Consider the following 17286-nt stretch of genomic DNA (forward strand, 5'->3'; position numbering starts at 1 on the left):
GCAGTGACATCGTTGCTAAGTGTTGCTTTAACAATAGCCGAACGACATTAGTTTTTCATAGCGTTTTGCCAACAATGCTTCGCGTTCAAGACCTTTAAGTGACGCAAGGTCTTTTTGCAGTTGTTGCTTCAAACGCTGCGCCATGCCCTCGTGATCGCGGTGCGCACCGCCCAACGGTTCCTCGATAATGGCATCAATCAAACCTAATTCGAGGCTGCGTCCAGCTGTAACACCCATAGCCTCTGCCGCGATTGCTGCCTTTTCGGCGCTCTTCCACAAGATCGACGCACAACCTTCTGGTGAAATCACCGAATAAGTTGAGTATTGCAGCATATTGACGCGGTCACCGACGCCAATCGCCAGTGCACCTCCAGAACCGCCCTCACCAATCACGCTACAGACGATAGGTACTGACAAGCGCGCCATGACTTTTAAATTACGCGCAATTGCTTCCGATTGACCACGTTCCTCAGCACCGATGCCAGGGTAAGCTCCTGGGGTGTCGATAAAAGTGATAATCGGCATTTTAAAACGCTCTGCCATTTCCATTAAGCGTAGCGCCTTGCGATAACCTTCCGGCTTAGGCATACCAAAGTTGCGACGGATTTTTTCTTTGGTCTCGCGGCCTTTTTGATGACCAATAATCATCACCGGTTCGCCGTCCAAGCGCGCAGTGCCACCAACAATCGCGCGGTCATCGGCAAAAGCTCGATCACCGGCCAACTCATCGAAGTCAGTAAAAATATGCTGGATATAGTCTAAGGTATAAGGGCGCATTGGGTGACGCGCCATTTGCGCCACTTGCCATGCACCGAGATCGCCGAAAATCTTTTCGATAAGTTGTTCGCGTTTTTCTTGTAGCTTGGCGATTTCTTCTTCAATAGAAATATCGAAATCACCTTTTGCCCCGACCGCTTTAAGTTCTTCGATTTGAGCTTGTAATTCGGCAATTGGCTTTTCGAACTCTAAAAATTGCAAATTCATTTGGACTCCCATGGGTAGTGCACGGCTGACGCCCACTACCACTAAAATTCTAGCGCAACTTGGTTGGCTCCGAGCTGTTCTTCAAGCTCATACAATAATTCATCTTCTGGCGTAATATACCAATCCGTGGCGGCCTGGTAACGTGCACTAGCATCGCTACTTTGATAGTCGAACAATAATGGACAAACACCACCACGATAATTTTCGAGTATCGCGCGTAAGCGTTTCAGTCCTTGCCCTTCTAAATGTTCAGGTCGCAACCGTAAACGTAATGCCTTGGCATATTGCTCACGCATTCCGGTAATGGTCATTACTTCGCGCGCGGTCATTGTATTGCCCCCGGAGTAATCATCAAAGCTGACCTCTCCTTTTATGACCAAAATTTGATCTTTCGCGAGCAAATGTTCCGAACTTTCGTAATCTTGTGCAAAAAAGCGTACATCAAAACGTGCTGATTTGTCATCTAGCGTGACGATGGCCCAACGCGCGCCTTTTTTGTTGACCATCACCCGCATATCAATGACTAAACCAGCTATAGTGGTGGTCTGGTCACGACCCGTCGGCTTTACATCGGCCAACGCGCATGGCACATAATTGCGCAATTCCTTGCGGTAGCGATTAATTGGATGTCCCGTTAAGTATAGCCCAAGCGTTTCCCGCTCGCCGTCCAGCCATACCGCTTCCGGCCAAGGCGCCACCTGTTCAAACTCATGTTCAAGCGAATTCGTTTCATCACTTGGAGTGAGTACGCCAAACAAGTCCGCTTGGCCAATGGCTTCAGCTCGTGCATGCTGCTCTGCTTGGCGCATCGCCTTTTCGAGTGTCGCCATTAGAGCTGCACGATGCGGCCCGAGCGAATCCATCGCACCCGCGCGGATCAAACGCTCCAGCACTCGGCGGTTAAGCTTCTTCAAATCGACGCGACAGCAAAAATCAAATAAATCGCTAAACGCACCGCCTTCGGCCCGCGCTGCAAGGATGGCCTCAATGGGTCCTTCACCTACACCTTTAATAGCACCAATGCCATACACCACGTTGCCTGCATCATCGACGGTAAACTTATACTGCCCGACGTTAACGTCAGGTGGCAAAATTTTGAGGCCCATCTGCTCGCATTCATCAACTAAGGTGACGATTTTGTCAGTGTTATCCATGTCTGCCGACATTACCGCAGCCATGAACTCGGCCGGATAATGGGTCTTTAACCATAGCGTTTGGTACGAAACCAAGGCGTATGCGGCAGAGTGAGATTTGTTAAAACCATAACCCGCAAACTTCTCTACCAAGTCAAAAATCTTCATCGCGAGTTCAGGGTCAATGCCGGTTCGCGCTGCCCCGTCACGAAATACTTCACGCTGCTTCGCCATCTCTTCGGGCTTCTTTTTACCCATGGCACGCCGCAATAGGTCAGCACCGCCAAGCGAATAACCTGCCAGCACCTGCGCGATTTGCATGACCTGTTCTTGATACAGGATGACACCGTAGGTTGGTTCAAGAATTGGCTTCAACCAGTCATGTTGATAATCTTTATCTGGATAAGAAATGGGTTCGCGACCATGCTTACGATCAATAAAGTTATCTACCATGCCCGATTGCAACGGGCCGGGACGGAACAGTGCCACCAAGGCGATAATATCTTCAAAACTATCGGGTAACAGCTTCTTGATAAGCTGTTTCATGCCGCCGGATTCAAGCTGAAACACCGCGGTAGTTTGAGCTTTTTTCAGTAGGCTGAAACACTTCGGGTCGTCCAGCGGAATGCGTTCAATCGCAATGGCTTCATCACCACGCTGTTGACGCTTGGCATTCACCATATCCAATGCCCACTGGATAATGGTTAGGGTACGAAGTCCCAAAAAGTCGAACTTAACCAGACCTGCTGCTTCAACATCGTTTTTATCAAACTGCGTAACAGGCTGCTTACCCTCTTCATCACAATATAATGGTGAAAAATCAGTAATACGTTTCGGGGCAATCACCACACCGCCGGCATGTTTACCGGCGTTACGGGTAACACCTTCAAGGATCCGCGCCATGTCGATGAGTTCGCGCACATCTTCATCTTGATCGTAAAGTTCTGCAAGTCGTGGCTCAACTTCAAAAGCCTTTGCTAAGGTCATGCCAGGGTCGCCTGGGACGAGCTTGGTGATCTTATCGACAAAACCGTAGGGATGACCAAGTACACGGCCAACATCGCGAATCGATGCTTTTGCCGCCATGGTACCAAAGGTAATGATTTGCGAGACCGCTTCGCGACCATAGAGCTCTGCAACATGGTCGATGACCTCGTCACGACGCTCCATACAAAAGTCGATATCGAAGTCTGGCATTGAAACCCGCTCAGGGTTCAAGAAACGTTCAAAAAGCAGATCCAACTCCAGCGGATCGAGATCGGTAATTTTTAAAGCATACGCAACTAATGAGCCGGCACCGGAACCACGACCAGGACCGACTGGGATATTGTGGTCTTTTGACCACTGGATAAACTCCATGACGATCAAGAAATAGCCGGGAAATCCCATCTGATTGATAACATCGAGTTCAATTTGCAGCCGCTCGTCATATTCTTTGCGTTTCTCAGCACGCTCAGCTGGGTCTGGGAATAGCTTCAACAAGCGTTCCTCAAGACCCTCTTGCGACTTTTTCACCAGAAAATCTTCAGGGGTCATGCCACCGGTTGGGAATTCCGGCAATACATACTCATCAAGCGTGATGGTCACGTTACAACGCTTGGCAATCTCTACTGTATTGGCCAATGCTTCTGGAATATCTTTGAACAGTTCGGCCATTTCTGCAGGCGTTTTTAAGTACTGCTCACTACTGTATTTTTTGGGGCGACGCTTATCGTCAAGCGTATAACCATCGGCGACTGCAACCCGTACTTCATGCGCATGAAAATCGTCAGCTTTTAAAAATACCACTTCATTGGTGGCCACCACAGGGACATCATGCTTTGCGGCTAAATCAACGGCGGCATGCAAGTAGTCATTCTCGTGTGCACGCCCAGTACGTTGTAATTCAAGGTAAAAACGATCGGGAAAATGTTGTTGGTAAAATTGCAGCGCCACTACCGCTTCGTCTTCGCGCTGCTGTAGGAGTTTTTGTCCGATATCGCCCTCGCGACCGCCACTTAGGAGTATCAGACCGTTAGCATGATCGGCAAGCCACTCTTTGTTAACGCACGGTTTGCCCATACGATGCCCGGCGAGATAGCCACGACTAATGAGTTGGGTGAGCTGTTGGTAGCCTTCATTATTCATCGCCAACACAGTTAACCGAAAGGGGGCCTCACGACTGTCTTCCGTCCAGCCCTCGGGCAGCACCCATAGGTCACAACCCACAATAGGTTTCAAACCTTTGCTATGAGTGGTGCGATAAAAGCGCACCAATCCGCACATATTCATTTGGTCGGTCAAGGCAAGCGCAGGCATGCCAGCTGCTGCTGTAGCCTCACAAATAGGCCCGACTTTTGCTAGGCCATCGATCATTGAGAAATCGCTATGTACCCGCAAATGAATAAATTCTGGCGTTGCTTGTTGTGCTGGTTCCGTCATGCGCTGCTTGGCTTCGTTATACTTTTCAAATAGGCAGTTATTGTGCCCGATAGCGGCGGCAATGTCATGGTCCTTTTCGCTTCCTTTTTCAGCCACATAGGCTAAGCTGAGTACACAAACTTTGGAGGCTTGCCATGTATAAGTTACTCATTTTACTCGTGCTTAGTGTCGCAATTAGCCAACCCGCCGAGGCGCAATCCGAGCACCAAATTGATCTGATAAGTGCAGGTCACCGTTTCACCGAAGGTCCATTATGGTATGACAACGCGCTATGGTTCTCGGACATCCCAGCAAGCACTATTTATCGTTGGCAACCAGAAGGTGAAACCACCGTTGCTGTGCGTCCTTCAAGCGGGGCTAATGGTCTGATTGTGGATGCCGAAGGCCGCTTGCTCATGGCACAACATCAAGCACGCCGCATTGCCCGCCTGAACAGCGACGGTACACAAACCAACTTAGCCAGTCATTATCAAGATAAACGGCTCTTCGCTGCACTGGAAGCTGAGTATGACCAGGGCATGGATGGTATGGCGGTTGCCGCTGATGGCACGCTTTACGTTGCTGGTCCAGAAGGTATCTATGTTTATACACCTGCGGGTGAGCTCGTCGAACGCATCGAGTTGCCTGATTTTACGGCGAATGTCACATTAGTTGAGACTGACCGTCGGGTGCTTTACGTGACCAATCAAACTGAGGTCTTTAGAATCACTTTAAACACCACGTCAGATAATCACAATTAAACCGGAGCTGTTGATGCGACACCTATTTCGATCTGCAACATTACTGGTCGTCAGTTTGACCCTAAACGGTCCTGCTGCACTTGCCGAAGAAACTGAAACGACTCGTAACGCTTATGCTGCCGGTTACCTCGCCAATTTCACCTGCAGCGCGGTATTTAATGCCAGTAAAGACTGGGCAGCGATCCAACGTGACGAATTGACCGGTATCTATCCGCTAATTGCCGAGCCGGTTGCGCAACTCGAACCGGAAATCAACCATGATGAGAAGTGGGTGCGGGTTGCATATGACGATGGCGCACACACGCGGCTTTCAGTTTGGCGTCCACGGCTTGGCTGTGTCGATCTGCCCGTGGGAGCGACCTTGGCAAGTATTGAACTGCTTGACCAGCCCTTTCCACACACCGAAGTGTCACACCAAGACGATGGTACGCCATGGCAAACCAATACAAACGCATTGTCTGCTGCGCAACACCAAGCATTACAGCAAGTAGTTGATCAAGCTTTCAGCAAGCATTATGGCAGTGGTGCGCGCACCTCGGCGGTACTGATTGCTAATACTGAAACGATTTTAACTGAACGTTATGCTGAAGGATTTACCCCGACCACCGCGCAACGCACTTGGTCAGTCGCGAAAAGTATTGGCGCCAGTGTGATTGGCGTAGCGGTGCAACAAGGGCGCATCACTGTTGATGAGCCAGCTGCCTTAGAGAATTGGTCGCATCCGCTTGATCCACGTGGCGCAATCACGCTCGAACATCTGCTACATATGGCCTCGGGATTAGACAGTAACCGTGCTGGTAATCGAACCGACCGTGTTTACATGGGCGGTGGTCTCGTCAGCGATACGGCTACTGAAGCAGCGCTCGAGGTAGCCCCTGGTAGCCGTTGGAAATATGCTAATAACGACACCATGCTCGCCTTGCGGGTCCTACGTGAAAGGTTCACCGATACCAACGACTATCTGCGCTTTCCCTACACTGAACTGCTCGACAAAATCGGTATGCAGCACACATTTTTAGAGACCGATTGGCAAGGTGACTTTATTTTGTCATCGCAAGTTTGGACAACCGCTCGAGACCTCGCACGCCTAGGTTTATTGCACTTACAAAACGGTCGTTGGAATGATGAGCAAATTTTGCCCGCCAACTGGCTCGACTACATCAGTACCCCAGCGCCTGCGCAACCTGCGACCACCAGCCCTGGTTATGGTGCACAATGGTGGCTGTACAACGAACGTTTTCCGGAATTACCGAATGACACCATTGCTGCACGCGGTAATCGTGGGCAGTTCTTAGTCTTGATACCGAGTAAAAATCTCATTATCGTCCGTCGTGGCTATGATGTCGCCGGCGAGCCCGGATTCAATGAGCACGATTTTAGTCGTGACGTGCTCAAAGCATTGGAAGCTACACAATCACAATAGGTATGCACTATGTCTGACTGGAAAGTGCCGCTTGAGCTTAATCATGAAATGCTCAAAAGTTATCAACGCAAACAACGCGATCAATGGTCTACAGGGGTGTCTTTGCGCGTACATCGCGCGCTAAGCTGGCTTTATCGCGCCGAGCAAGAACGGCAACGCGATGACTTAGACGCTGAGTTTTTGTTCCTCTGGATCGGTTTTAACGCTGCCTATGCTAGCGAATACACCAATGATGCGCGGCTGACGCAACGTGATACCTACGCGCAATTCTTTGGTCGAATTGTCGGCTACGATGAGCAAAACCATTTATACAATATGATTTGGCAGCACTATCCAAACAAGATCCGCAGTTTGATGAACAACCCGTACGTATTCCAACCGTTTTGGGACAGTGCTACTGGACGCTGTGCAGAAGACGCTTGGAAAGCCAGTTTTGACGCCGCCAAGCGTGCAGCGCATCAAGCGCTCGCCGAACGCGACACAGTTACCTGTCTGAGTATTGTTATGGACCGCTTGTATACCTTACGCAACCAACTCGTTCATGGGGGCGCTACTTGGAATGGCAAGCTCAACCGCGATCAGTTGCGTGATGCTTGTGGCATTCTCGCCCACCTTTTGCCGTTGGTGATTCAGTTCATGATGTTTCATGGACAGGAAGTATGGGGTGACGCGGCTTACTTTACCGAGCAACAGCCATGAGCAAGCAGCCAATCATCATTTTTGTCCATGGCTTCGGCTCGTCCGGTTTTGGTAGCAAAGCGGAGCAAATGCGAGCTCACTGCGCCGCACACGATATTCGTTTTTTCGCGCCATCGTTATCACATATTCCAGTGCTCGCCTGGCAAACATTGAGTGAATTGGTTGAACAACTCAATGCGCTCATCGCGCCAAGAAAAGTTGCCGTCATGGGCTCCTCACTCGGTGGCTTTTATGCGCATGCTCTTGCCTGTCGATACGACTTGCCGGTGGTGTTAATCAATCCTTCGATGCATGCCGCCGAAAGTCTCCGGCGCGCCCTCGGCACTGCAATCAATTTTCATGACAACAGTCCTTATGAATGGCGCACCGACTATCTAGAGCAACTCGAAGCGATCACCCCTGCCTATCCCTCTAAGCTTGGCGCAAAACAATGCTGGTTGCTTACTCAAACAGCTGACGAGGTTTTAGATTATCGCGAGGCTTTACCCGCGCTGCCCTATGCCAAACAAACAATCATTTCGGGCGGGAATCATGGTTTCGTCGGTTTCGAAAAATATCTTGATGATTGTGTTGAGTTTTTCCGAGCCTTCGAGCGCTAGACAGGTTTTACAGATCAGCGTAAAGTGATGAATAGTTATTCAGTTGCAAACTAAAGTCGAACTAATTGTGCATCAATCCCGTTATCACACCATTGTAGCTTTGCTTTTCTGCACTTGCATCACGTCAAGCTTCGCAGCAAATCCTCCTAATGTGTTCGGGGTACCCGACGATGAAATAGTTGATGGAGCGAATACGCAATTGCAACGCGATCGGGCGCTTGAACAGCGCTTAGATGTGCTACTGGATGGCGACTTTTACCCGAGTGACCAACAAGCTTTTGCCGATCTTCTGCGCAGTATAGATGCCTCAACGCCGATTGAAACATTCGTCCGCGCGCAAAGTTATAATATTTTACGCTTGGCCTTTGATGAGCAATTAGGTGCAGCGCTGGCCGTTGCCGATGAAGTTGAACAATTGGCACGTAACAGTGACAACAATAATGCAATGCTGGAAATTGAGGTAGTCAAAGCCGAAGCACATCTTGCTAATGGTAATACCGAAGAAGCAGTTGCATTGGTACCTTCCATCATCACTTTACTGCCGGATGCAAGTAATGTTCGCGTTCGCTATCACGCCAACCATTTGCTAGCCCGCGTCTTACAGGCCAATAATGAATTTAGCGATGCCTTGAATTACCTTCTATCCGCACAAGCGCTGATTCCAGAAACCGACGAAGCTGGGCAACAACGCCGACGTCAGTTTTTGAATCTCCACTTGGCGCGTATTCAAGCCAATTTAGGTCGTTGGCAAGCATCTGCAGAAACTGCAGAAACTGCGATCAATGATGCCAGTCGCTCAGGTATTACCCACCACTTGCCTGAGCTGTACCTAGTGCGCGCTTATTCACGCCAATATGAACAAGGCCCATCACAGGAAATTGTCGATGCGTTTCTCGAAGCTGCTGACATTGCCCAAGCACAAGACCATGAGCGAGTGCTCATGCTTGCTTACAACAATGCAGGCGCTGCCAAATTACTGATGAACGAGCTAGATGATGCTGAACGGTATCTGCGCCAAGGGCTAGCGGTAGCGAAAACAATTAACAACCAACGTGAAAGTTCGGTAACGGAATTCAATTTAGGTTATGTCAAAGTGCTGAAAGGCGAGCATGACCAAGGTATCGCCGAAATGCTCGCTGCGGCAGAGGTATTCAATAGCTTCGCCTTAAAACGCGAGCAAGCCATTTTGCTGACGCATATCGCCCGTGCGTATGAAATCGCCGAGCGCTATCAAGAACAGGCTGCAACCTTACAGAAACAGGTACAGTTGACCGCTGAATTGGCAGAAGAAGAACGTGACCAACAGATAAGTGAATTGCAAATACGCTATGAAGCTGCGGAAAAATCATTCGAGATTAAATTGCTTGAGCAACAAGCTCAGTTACAGCAGCAACAGTTGGCAAACCAAGAGCGACAGCAGCAGTTATTTTTCGTCGCCGCAGGTTCGTTACTAGTGGTGCTCCTGATGTTTGCTTACGGTTACCGCAAAACACGACGCCTCAATCAGTTACTTAACGAGGCAAATGGTGAGTTACACCAGCAATCACTGCATGATCCATTGACTGGGCTCTATAATCGCCGCGCTATTTACGACCGTTTGGTAAGCAATGACCACCGCTTGCAAACCCATCAGTATGCGGTCATTTTGCTCGATATTGATCACTTTAAAACAATTAATGACACCCATGGACATCCTGTCGGTGATGAGGTTCTGGTTGAGTTTGGGCGACGCTTAAAAGCCGCAATCCGCAGTAATGACATGGCGGTGCGTTGGGGCGGTGAAGAGTTCCTGCTCGTGCTTGAACATATTCAAGCTGACCAAGCTGTGCAGGTGGCTCGAAAAATTCTCAAAGATATTAGCGAACGTGCCTTTCAAACCGCCGCCGGACGCCTCGAAATCACGCTTAGCGGAGGTTTGATGATGGTCGCAACAGACGCAAACCAGCAGCCGAATTGGGACGCCACTTTTAAATTGGTAGACGAACTCTTGTACGAAGCAAAAGCCGAGGGGCGAAACCGTATTCGCTACCTTTTACCGGATCAACCGCGCCGCAGTTTGCCTTAGTTCACCGCTAAACGGATACAAAAAAGCCGCAGTTGCGAAACAACCGCGGCTTATTTTTATCGATACTTGCTAAGAGTTACAGGCTAGCAAGAGCGTCATTCAATGTTGCTGATGGACGCATTGCTTTGCTGACTAACTCACCGTTTGGCTGATAGTAACCACCAATCTCTACTGGGCTCCCCTGAACTTCGTTCAGCTCCGCGACAATTTTCGCTTCATTCTCATTCAAGAAGGTTGCAAGTTTGCCCATCCGCGCCGCTAGATCTTGGTCTTCGGTTTGCGCCGCCAAGGCTTCGGCCCAGTACATGCCCAAATAGAAATGACTACCACGGTTATCAATTTCACCGATTTTACGTGCAGGTGATTTGTCGTTCTCAAGGAACTTAGCCGTCGCTTTATCCAATGCATCGGCAAGGATTTGCGCGCGTTGGTTATTGGTGCGTTGGGCTAAATGTTCAAGTGAAGCTGCTAATGCCAAGAACTCTCCAAGTGAATCCCAGCGTAAGTAGTTTTCTTCCACGAACTGCTGCACGTGCTTAGGTGCTGAACCGCCTGCACCGGTTTCGAATAAGCCGCCACCGTTCATCAAAGGTACGATCGACAACATCTTCGCTGAAGTCCCTAGTTCAAGGATTGGGAACAAGTCAGTCAGATAGTCACGCAGTACGTTACCGGTTACCGAAATGGTGTCTTTACCGTCTTTCATGCGCTGCAGCGTATGACGGGTCGCATCCACCGGAGCCATGATTTGAATATCAAGACCGTCAGTGTCGTGCTCTTTCAAGTAAGCGTTAACTTTCTTGATGAGTTCCGCATCGTGAGCGCGGTTCGCGTCTAACCAAAATACTGCAGGCATACCGCTCAAACGTGAACGATTGACCGCTAGCTTGACCCAATCGCGAATCGGCGCGTCTTTCACTTGGCACATGCGCCAGATGTCACCTTGTTGTACATCATGTGAAAATACTTCTTCGCCAGCTTTGTTCAAAACTTTAACCGTGCCGTTCGCAGGGATTTCAAACGTTTTATCGTGTGAACCATACTCTTCAGCTTTTTGCGCCATCAAACCTACGTTCGGGCAAGTACCCATGGTGGCTGGATCAAAAGCACCATGCTCTCGGCAGAAACTGATAGTTTCTTGATAAACACCGGCATAACAGCGGTCTGGAATCATCGCCAGCGTATCTTCACGCTCGTCGTTGCTATTCCACATCTTACCTGAATCGCGGATCATCGCTGGCATTGAAGCATCGATAATGACATCGCTCGGCACGTGCAAGTTGGTAATACCCTTGTGCGAATTCACCATCGCTAAGGCTGGCTGATTGGCATAAACCGCCTGAATGTCAGCTTCGATTTCAGCGCGCTGCTCAGCAGGCAGCTTGGCAATTTTGGCCAATACATCACCAAAGCCATTGTTCACATCAACGCCAAGTTCAGCAAATAACTCACCGTACTTATCAAAGACATCTTTAAAGAATACTTTCACCGCGTGACCGAACATGATCGGGTCAGAAACCTTCATCATGGTCGCTTTCAAGTGTAGTGATAACAGCACACCCTTTTCTTTTGCCTTGGCAGTTTCGCGCGCAAAAAATTCTTTTAACAACGCAACGTCCATGCGCGCAGCGTCCACAACTTCACCGGCAAGTACTTTCACACCGTCCTTCAGCACGGTTTGACCTGCAGGCGTATTTAGTACGACTTTCAATTCGTCAGCTTGAGCGAAAGTCGTTGACTGCTCGCTACCATAAAAATCGCCGTCATCCATGTGTGCTACGCGGGTTTTTGAATCTTTGCTCCAGGCGCCCATGCGGTGCGGGTGCTTTTTCGCGTAGTTTTTGACTGATGCCGGTGCACGACGGTCAGAGTTACCTTCACGCAATACAGGGTTTACCGCTGAACCTTTAACCTTGTCGTAACGCGCTTTAATGTCACGTTCTTCGTCAGTTTTAGGCTCAAACGGGTAATCAGGAAGCGCGTAACCTTGCTCTTGCAATTCTTTGATACACGCGGTCATTTGCGGCATTGACGCACTGATGTTTGGTAGTTTGATAATGTTGGCTTCTGGCGTCTTGGCTAACTCGCCTAGTTCCGCCAAGGCATCGTTAATCCGCTGTTCTTCCGTTAAATACTCAGGGAACACAGCGATAATGCGGCCAGCTAGTGAAATGTCACGCGTTTCAACTGAAACACCAGCAGCTTGCGTAAAAGCACGAATAATCGGTAACAATGAATAGGTAGCCAAGCGTGGCGCTTCATCAGTTTCCGTGTAGATAATCTTTGAGCTATCAGTCGCCATAGTGGTTCCTTACTAGGTTCGGAAAGGATTAGAAAAGTGGCGCGAAGTATAGCAAGGATGGCCGTTATAGACCAGTAAGCATGACTTGAAATTGAGTATTCACCGCACTTATAAAGGAAGGTGATTCGTTAATTGTTATTCGTTAGGGGGCTACAAATGATAGCTTGTCTTCCTCACCCTAACGAGTAACGAGTAACGAGAAACGAGAAACGAGTAACGAGAAACGAAAAAGGCAGCCGCAGCTGCCTTTTTACCGAGTGCTCGATTGCTTAATCGATGCTTGGCTTGGTCAAACCGCGACGCTCAAGCAGTGCATCAACTGTTGGCTCTTGGCCACGGAAGTCAATGTACTGTTGCATCGGGTCTTTGCTGTTACCTTTTGACAAGATAGTGTCACGGAATGCTTGACCGTTTTCGAGTGTCAAACCACCGTTTTCCTGCATAAACTTAAAGGCATCAGCGGCCAGCACTTCTGACCACATGTAAGCGTAGTAACCAGCTGAGTAACCACCGGCAAAGACGTGTGCGAAAAACGTTGAACGATAACGCGGTGGCACCGCATCAACATTTACGCCGTTGCGAACCAGCGCCGCTTGCTCGTAGGTGTTCACGTCATCAATCGCTTGTGCTTCTTCGCTGGTCAAGGTGTGGTACTCGAAGTCGAGTAATGCAGCTGAGATGTACTCAAGCGTGTCGAAGCCCATGTTGAAGTTCTTTGCAGCCATTACTTTGTCGAGCAATTCTTGTGGGATCTGCTCGCCAGTTTCATAGTGCTTGGCCATATTCGCCAGAACTTTTGGATTGATGGTCCAGTCTTCTTGGAACGTAGATGGGAACTCCACGTAGTCGCGAGATACTGAAGTGCCAGCAAGTGATGGATAGTTCACATCAGAGAACATGCCATGTAGGGCGTGACCAATTTCATGGAAAATCGTACTTACTTCGTCAAAGCTCAATAGCGTTGGTTCGCCATCAGGCGCCTTAGTGATGTTCATGTTATTCAAAATCACCGGCTTGGTACCCAACAAGTGTGACTGCGATACAAATGAACTCATCCACGCACCGCCGCGTTTACCATCCCGAGTAAACCAGTCACCGTAGAATAAACCTAGTGACTCGCCATCGACATCTTTGACTTCATACACCAAGATGTCATCAGCATAAGTTGGGATATCATCGCGTTTCTCAAAGGTGATACCGAAGAGCTGGTTCATTGCGTAGAACAAGCCATCTTCGATGACGCGATTAAATTCGAAGTATTGTTTTACTTCTGCCGAATCGATTGCGTACTTCTCAGCGCGAACTTTCTCAGCGTAGTAGGCCCAATCCCAAGGTTGTACTTCGAAATCGCCGCCTTCAGCGTCGATGACTGCTTGGATTTCAGCCATTTCGCCTTCAACGTTGCTTACCACCGCAGGAACCAAGTCACGCAGCATTTTTTGCGCAGCTTCTGGAGTCGACGCCATGCTTTGCTCAAGCACGTAACTACCCCAGTTGTCGTAACCAAGTAATTCCGCCTTTTCAGCGCGTAGTTGCGCCAGTTTTTTCACCAACGGACGGTTGTCAGTAGCAGTATTACCGGTGCCACGTAAGGCCGAAGCTTTCCAAATCTTCTCGCGTAACTCACGATTCTCTAACGACTGTAAGATAGGTTGGCGAGTGGTGTTAGTAATAGTGATCACGTATTTGCCTGGCATGTCTTTCGCTTCAGCGGTCTTCGCCAAGCTAGCAATTTGTGAATCACTCAAGCCAGCAAGTTCAGCCTTGTCTTCAACAACGATTAAGTTTTCATCAACAAGGGTCATCAAATTATTACGGAACTCGGTCGTAACTGACGACATTTCCGAATTAATTTCACGGATACGCTGCTTCTGTTCTTCATTAAGGTTTGCACCGGCACGCACGAAGCCTTTATAGGTGTCTTCGATCAGACGCAGTTCTTCGCCCTCAAATTGATCACGTGCGTCGTAAATTGCTTTGACGCGTGCAAACAAATCAGCATTTAGCATAATGCTGTCGCTGTGAGCAGCAAATTTCGGTGCCATTTCGACTTGTAGAGCAGTGAAATCATCATTCCCCGCTGAGCCAGCCACGTTGCCAAACACTGCAGAAACGCGGCTTAGCAAACGACCTGACTTTTCCATCGCAACAATAGTGTTTTCGAAGGTTGCAGGTTCTGGATTGCTAGCGATAGCTTGAATTTCTGCCGCGTGTTCTTCCATACCAGCCAACAGCGCTGGGCGGTAGTGCTCAAACTTAATCGCATTAAAGTCTGGTGCGTGAAACGGCAGTGTGCTCTCTGCGTAAAACGGATTGCTCTGGTTAAACTCAGCACCGCTATCCTGTGCAGTTTGAGTCTGCTCTGCGGCTTGTTCGGTTGGTTGTTCTGTGCTTTGTGTAGCTTCTTTATCTGCACAAGCGGCCATGGTAAGTGCCGCGCCAATCGCGACTGCAATTAAGCTCTTACGCATAAAATATGCTCCCTAGTGGTTATTTTAACGTTCCATAATGTAACCGTTGCCGCTAGGGGGCTCAAGCGCTTTCGTGGCGCATTTATAGCAATTGAGCGATTCGTCGCGCTTAGGCGACTTCTTTTATCGGGATCAATGGCGCTAACCCGTAGTTGGCGCGCGCTTTGTTGCAGTAAGCATTTTCACCTTCATCACCGGCGACGAACTCACGACAGGGTGATGGGCGGTTTTCGTAAATGCGGCAACCTACCTGTTGGCCAATTTCACCTTCGAGCGCAACGCAACGAGGTTTCGCTTGGTTGGTACCTTGCATGCACAACAAATGAGGATGGAAATTTTCGGTGAGTTCGGACGGCACAATGCCGCCAGGAGCGCCAGTAGCTTCGCCCCAATAGAAAGAAACACGATAAAACGCGCAGCAGGCCCCACACGTCAAGCAGGCAGATTCCCTACTCATCGCGCAACACTCCACAACAGAAAACTAGGTTGAAATGGCGGAACGGACGGGACTCGAACCCGCGACCCCCGGCGTGACAGGCCGGTATTCTAACCAACTGAACTACCGCTCCGCAGCGGTGATAACCTTTTTTGGAAGTGGCGGAACGGACGGGACTCGAACCCGCGACCCCCGGCGTGACAGGCCGGTATTCTAACCAACTGAACTACCGCTCCAGCTTCCAAGATTCGGTGGCCCCGAGTGGGTGCCCCCTGAATGCGGAGCGAATATTACGAGGGCGACTGCCTGCCGTCAACCTTTTTTTTGAAGATTTATTTCGTTTGCCTGAAAAACCATCAAATCGTTCTATTTTTACTATTTTTGCCCCTTTAAAGGCATCGCAATAGACGCAATCTTCAGTTACTCTTTCAACCATTGCAAGTTAACGGGAAGTCCAACTATGCGGCAAATTGTCCTCGATACCGAAACCACGGGCTTAGACCCAGCACAAGGTCATCGGATTATCGAAATTGGAGCGGTGGAACTCATCGGACGCAAGCTCACTGGCAACACTTTTCATGTTTATATCAATCCACAACGCGTGGTTGAGCAAGGTGCAATTGATGTACACGGTATTACCAATGAGTTTCTGCAAGACAAACCCGTATTCTCACAAATCGCAGATGAGTTTTTAGAATTCATCAAAGGGGGTGAACTGGTTATTCATAACGCCCCATTTGACGTTGGCTTTATCGATCATGAGTTTCGGCTGTTACGCAATGGTTTCGGCCAGACCAGGGATTACTGTGCGGTGCTCGATACCTTAATGCTGGCACGCGAAATGCGACCGGGGCAAAAGAATAATCTTGATGCCCTGTGTCGCGCCTATGGTATTGATAATTCCAATCGAACCTTTCACGGCGCACTACTCGATGCCGAATTGCTGGCCGATGTCTATTTAGCTATGACCGGCGGCCAAACCAAACTGGAGTTGGCAGCGCAAAACAAGCAACAGAACAAAGATGGTGTGCCACGAGACTGGAGTCGTGTGCAGAACAAGCCTGCCTTACGCGTCATTAAAGCCACTGATGACGAATTAGCTGCGCATCATGAACGACTTAAACTTATTAGTGCGCCCTTGTGGGATCAATCATGAAGACGGTTCACATCTATACCGATGGCTCTTGTTTAGGTAACCCAGGACCTGGCGGCTATGGCGTGGTTATCGAGTATGGCAAACATCACAAAGAGTTAGCCGAGGGATATCAACTGACAACGAATAATCGCATGGAGATGCTCGCCGCGATTAAAGCCTTGCAAGCACTCAAAGAACCTTGCAAAGTCGTTTTAACTTCGGACAGTCAGTACCTCAAACAAGGTATCGAGAGCTGGATACATAACTGGAAACGCAATGGTTGGCGGACCTCTGCAAAGAAAGCTGTGAAAAACGCTGATTTATGGCAGGCACTTGATGCTGCCTGTCAGCGCCATCAAATCAAATGGGAATGGGTCAAGGGCCATGCGGGGCACCCGCAAAACGAACGTTGTGATGAATTGGCAAGAGCCGCAGCCAGCGGTTCCAAATTAGCAGAAGACACTGGCTACCTTAACTCTTTATAACTTACTCGCCAGTCACCTGCGGGTACTTTTTCTCTTCCCACGCTTGCATGCCGCCGTCAACTGAGAATACGTTAGTAAAACCCATACGCTCTAACGACTCTGCTGCTAGTGCTGAACGGCCACCAGAACGGCAAATCAGATAGAGCGGCTGTTCGGCGATGCGCTGCAGGGCGTCGTCGTATCCTGCTACATCAGGGTGTTGATTGAGTTGCATCTCAAGTACGCCACGTGGCATGTTCACTGCCTGACGAATATGACCTGCGGCGTATTCTGCCGGCTCACGCACATCTATAACACGCGCTCCTTCAGCTATTGCTGCTTGTAACTGTTCAACATCAACTTCCTTTACATTGGCTTTTGCTGTTGCGCACAACTCTTGAGAACTTAACATGA

General features: G+C 49.2%; 13 protein-coding genes and 2 tRNA genes. 7 read left to right on the forward strand and 8 right to left on the reverse strand.

Annotated features, from left to right (window positions below; all coding sequences use genetic code 11):
* Positions 1–27: 27 nt before the first annotated feature.
* Together accA and dnaE are read right to left on the reverse strand one after the other, a co-directional pair.
* Positions 28–984 (reverse strand): acetyl-CoA carboxylase carboxyl transferase subunit alpha, encoded by a 957-nt coding sequence (gene accA, locus IDAT_RS06320; RefSeq protein ID WP_034732037.1) that lies wholly within the window; start codon positions 982–984, stop codon positions 28–30.
* A 41-nt stretch (positions 985–1025) separates the two neighbouring features.
* Positions 1026–4538 carry a DNA polymerase III subunit alpha gene (gene dnaE / locus IDAT_RS06325; RefSeq protein WP_034732285.1) on the reverse strand — a complete coding sequence of 1171 codons (3513 nt, stop codon included), beginning with the start codon at positions 4536–4538 and terminating at the stop codon, positions 1026–1028.
* Between the two features lie 134 nt (positions 4539–4672).
* Between dnaE and IDAT_RS06330 the strand changes: the two genes are divergently transcribed.
* From IDAT_RS06330 to IDAT_RS06350, 5 genes are all read left to right on the forward strand, one after another.
* Entirely contained in the window at positions 4673–5278 is a 606-nt protein-coding gene (locus IDAT_RS06330) for an SMP-30/gluconolactonase/LRE family protein (protein ID WP_034732040.1), read from the forward strand.
* Between the two features lie 13 nt (positions 5279–5291).
* A complete protein-coding gene (locus IDAT_RS06335; RefSeq protein ID WP_034732043.1) occupies positions 5292–6701 on the forward strand; it encodes a serine hydrolase domain-containing protein in 1410 nt (469 codons plus the stop codon).
* Between the two features lie 9 nt (positions 6702–6710).
* Positions 6711–7400 (forward strand): HEPN domain-containing protein, encoded by a 690-nt coding sequence (locus tag IDAT_RS06340; RefSeq protein ID WP_034732044.1) that lies wholly within the window; start codon positions 6711–6713, stop codon positions 7398–7400.
* Positions 7397–7999, forward strand: coding sequence for a YqiA/YcfP family alpha/beta fold hydrolase (locus IDAT_RS06345; RefSeq protein WP_211250587.1), 603 nt, complete (start codon positions 7397–7399; stop codon positions 7997–7999). The genes IDAT_RS06340 and IDAT_RS06345 overlap by 4 nt, the downstream gene beginning before the upstream one ends.
* A gap of 151 nt (positions 8000–8150) precedes the next feature.
* Positions 8151–10064, forward strand: coding sequence for a GGDEF domain-containing protein (locus tag IDAT_RS06350; protein WP_034732047.1), 1914 nt, complete (start codon positions 8151–8153; stop codon positions 10062–10064).
* Between the two features lie 76 nt (positions 10065–10140).
* Here the strand turns inward: IDAT_RS06350 and IDAT_RS06355 are convergent, their stop codons facing one another.
* The 5 genes from IDAT_RS06355 to IDAT_RS06375 all read right to left on the reverse strand — a co-directional run bounded on the left by IDAT_RS06355 (position 10141) and on the right by IDAT_RS06375 (position 15509).
* A complete protein-coding gene (locus tag IDAT_RS06355; protein WP_034732050.1) occupies positions 10141–12366 on the reverse strand; it encodes an NADP-dependent isocitrate dehydrogenase in 2226 nt (741 codons plus the stop codon).
* A 269-nt stretch (positions 12367–12635) separates the two neighbouring features.
* Positions 12636–14837, reverse strand: coding sequence for a M3 family metallopeptidase (locus IDAT_RS06360; protein ID WP_034732052.1), 2202 nt, complete (start codon positions 14835–14837; stop codon positions 12636–12638).
* A 109-nt stretch (positions 14838–14946) separates the two neighbouring features.
* A complete protein-coding gene (locus IDAT_RS06365) occupies positions 14947–15294 on the reverse strand; it encodes a YkgJ family cysteine cluster protein (protein WP_034732053.1) in 348 nt (115 codons plus the stop codon).
* A gap of 35 nt (positions 15295–15329) precedes the next feature.
* Positions 15330–15406: transfer RNA gene (locus tag IDAT_RS06370), tRNA-Asp, on the reverse strand.
* A 26-nt stretch (positions 15407–15432) separates the two neighbouring features.
* Positions 15433–15509: transfer RNA gene (locus IDAT_RS06375), tRNA-Asp, on the reverse strand.
* 224 nt (positions 15510–15733) lie between these two features.
* On the opposite strand from IDAT_RS06375, the gene dnaQ reads away from it, so the two are divergent.
* Together dnaQ and rnhA are read left to right on the forward strand one after the other, a co-directional pair.
* Entirely contained in the window at positions 15734–16429 is a 696-nt protein-coding gene (gene dnaQ, locus IDAT_RS06380) for a DNA polymerase III subunit epsilon (RefSeq protein ID WP_034732056.1), read from the forward strand.
* Positions 16426–16893: a ribonuclease HI gene (gene rnhA, locus IDAT_RS06385; protein WP_051986623.1), complete on the forward strand. Its 468-nt coding sequence runs from the start codon at positions 16426–16428 to the stop codon at positions 16891–16893. The genes dnaQ and rnhA overlap by 4 nt, the downstream gene beginning before the upstream one ends.
* Before the next feature lies 1 nt (position 16894).
* On the opposite strand, the gene IDAT_RS06390 is transcribed toward rnhA, so the two are convergent.
* Positions 16895–17284 carry a rhodanese-like domain-containing protein gene (locus IDAT_RS06390; RefSeq protein WP_034732058.1) on the reverse strand — a complete coding sequence of 130 codons (390 nt, stop codon included), beginning with the start codon at positions 17282–17284 and terminating at the stop codon, positions 16895–16897.
* Positions 17285–17286: the final 2 nt, after the last annotated feature.

The organism is Pseudidiomarina atlantica (genome assembly GCF_000753735.1).
GTDB lineage: Bacteria > Pseudomonadota > Gammaproteobacteria > Enterobacterales > Alteromonadaceae > Pseudidiomarina > Pseudidiomarina atlantica.

Coding starts and splice junctions, on each gene's coding strand:
- accA (WP_034732037.1), bottom strand. CDS start 984: ATGAATTTGCAATTTTTAGAGTTCGAAAAGCCAATTGCCGAATTACAA.
- dnaE (WP_034732285.1), bottom strand. CDS start 4,538: ATGACGGAACCAGCACAACAAGCAACGCCAGAATTTATTCATTTGCGG.
- IDAT_RS06330 (WP_034732040.1), top strand. CDS start 4,673: ATGTATAAGTTACTCATTTTACTCGTGCTTAGTGTCGCAATTAGCCAA.
- IDAT_RS06335 (WP_034732043.1), top strand. CDS start 5,292: ATGCGACACCTATTTCGATCTGCAACATTACTGGTCGTCAGTTTGACC.
- IDAT_RS06340 (WP_034732044.1), top strand. CDS start 6,711: ATGTCTGACTGGAAAGTGCCGCTTGAGCTTAATCATGAAATGCTCAAA.
- IDAT_RS06345 (WP_211250587.1), top strand. CDS start 7,397: ATGAGCAAGCAGCCAATCATCATTTTTGTCCATGGCTTCGGCTCGTCC.
- IDAT_RS06355 (WP_034732050.1), bottom strand. CDS start 12,366: ATGGCGACTGATAGCTCAAAGATTATCTACACGGAAACTGATGAAGCG.
- IDAT_RS06360 (WP_034732052.1), bottom strand. CDS start 14,837: ATGCGTAAGAGCTTAATTGCAGTCGCGATTGGCGCGGCACTTACCATG.
- IDAT_RS06365 (WP_034732053.1), bottom strand. CDS start 15,294: ATGAGTAGGGAATCTGCCTGCTTGACGTGTGGGGCCTGCTGCGCGTTT.
- dnaQ (WP_034732056.1), top strand. CDS start 15,734: ATGCGGCAAATTGTCCTCGATACCGAAACCACGGGCTTAGACCCAGCA.
- rnhA (WP_051986623.1), top strand. CDS start 16,426: ATGAAGACGGTTCACATCTATACCGATGGCTCTTGTTTAGGTAACCCA.
- IDAT_RS06390 (WP_034732058.1), bottom strand. CDS start 17,284: ATGTTAAGTTCTCAAGAGTTGTGCGCAACAGCAAAAGCCAATGTAAAG.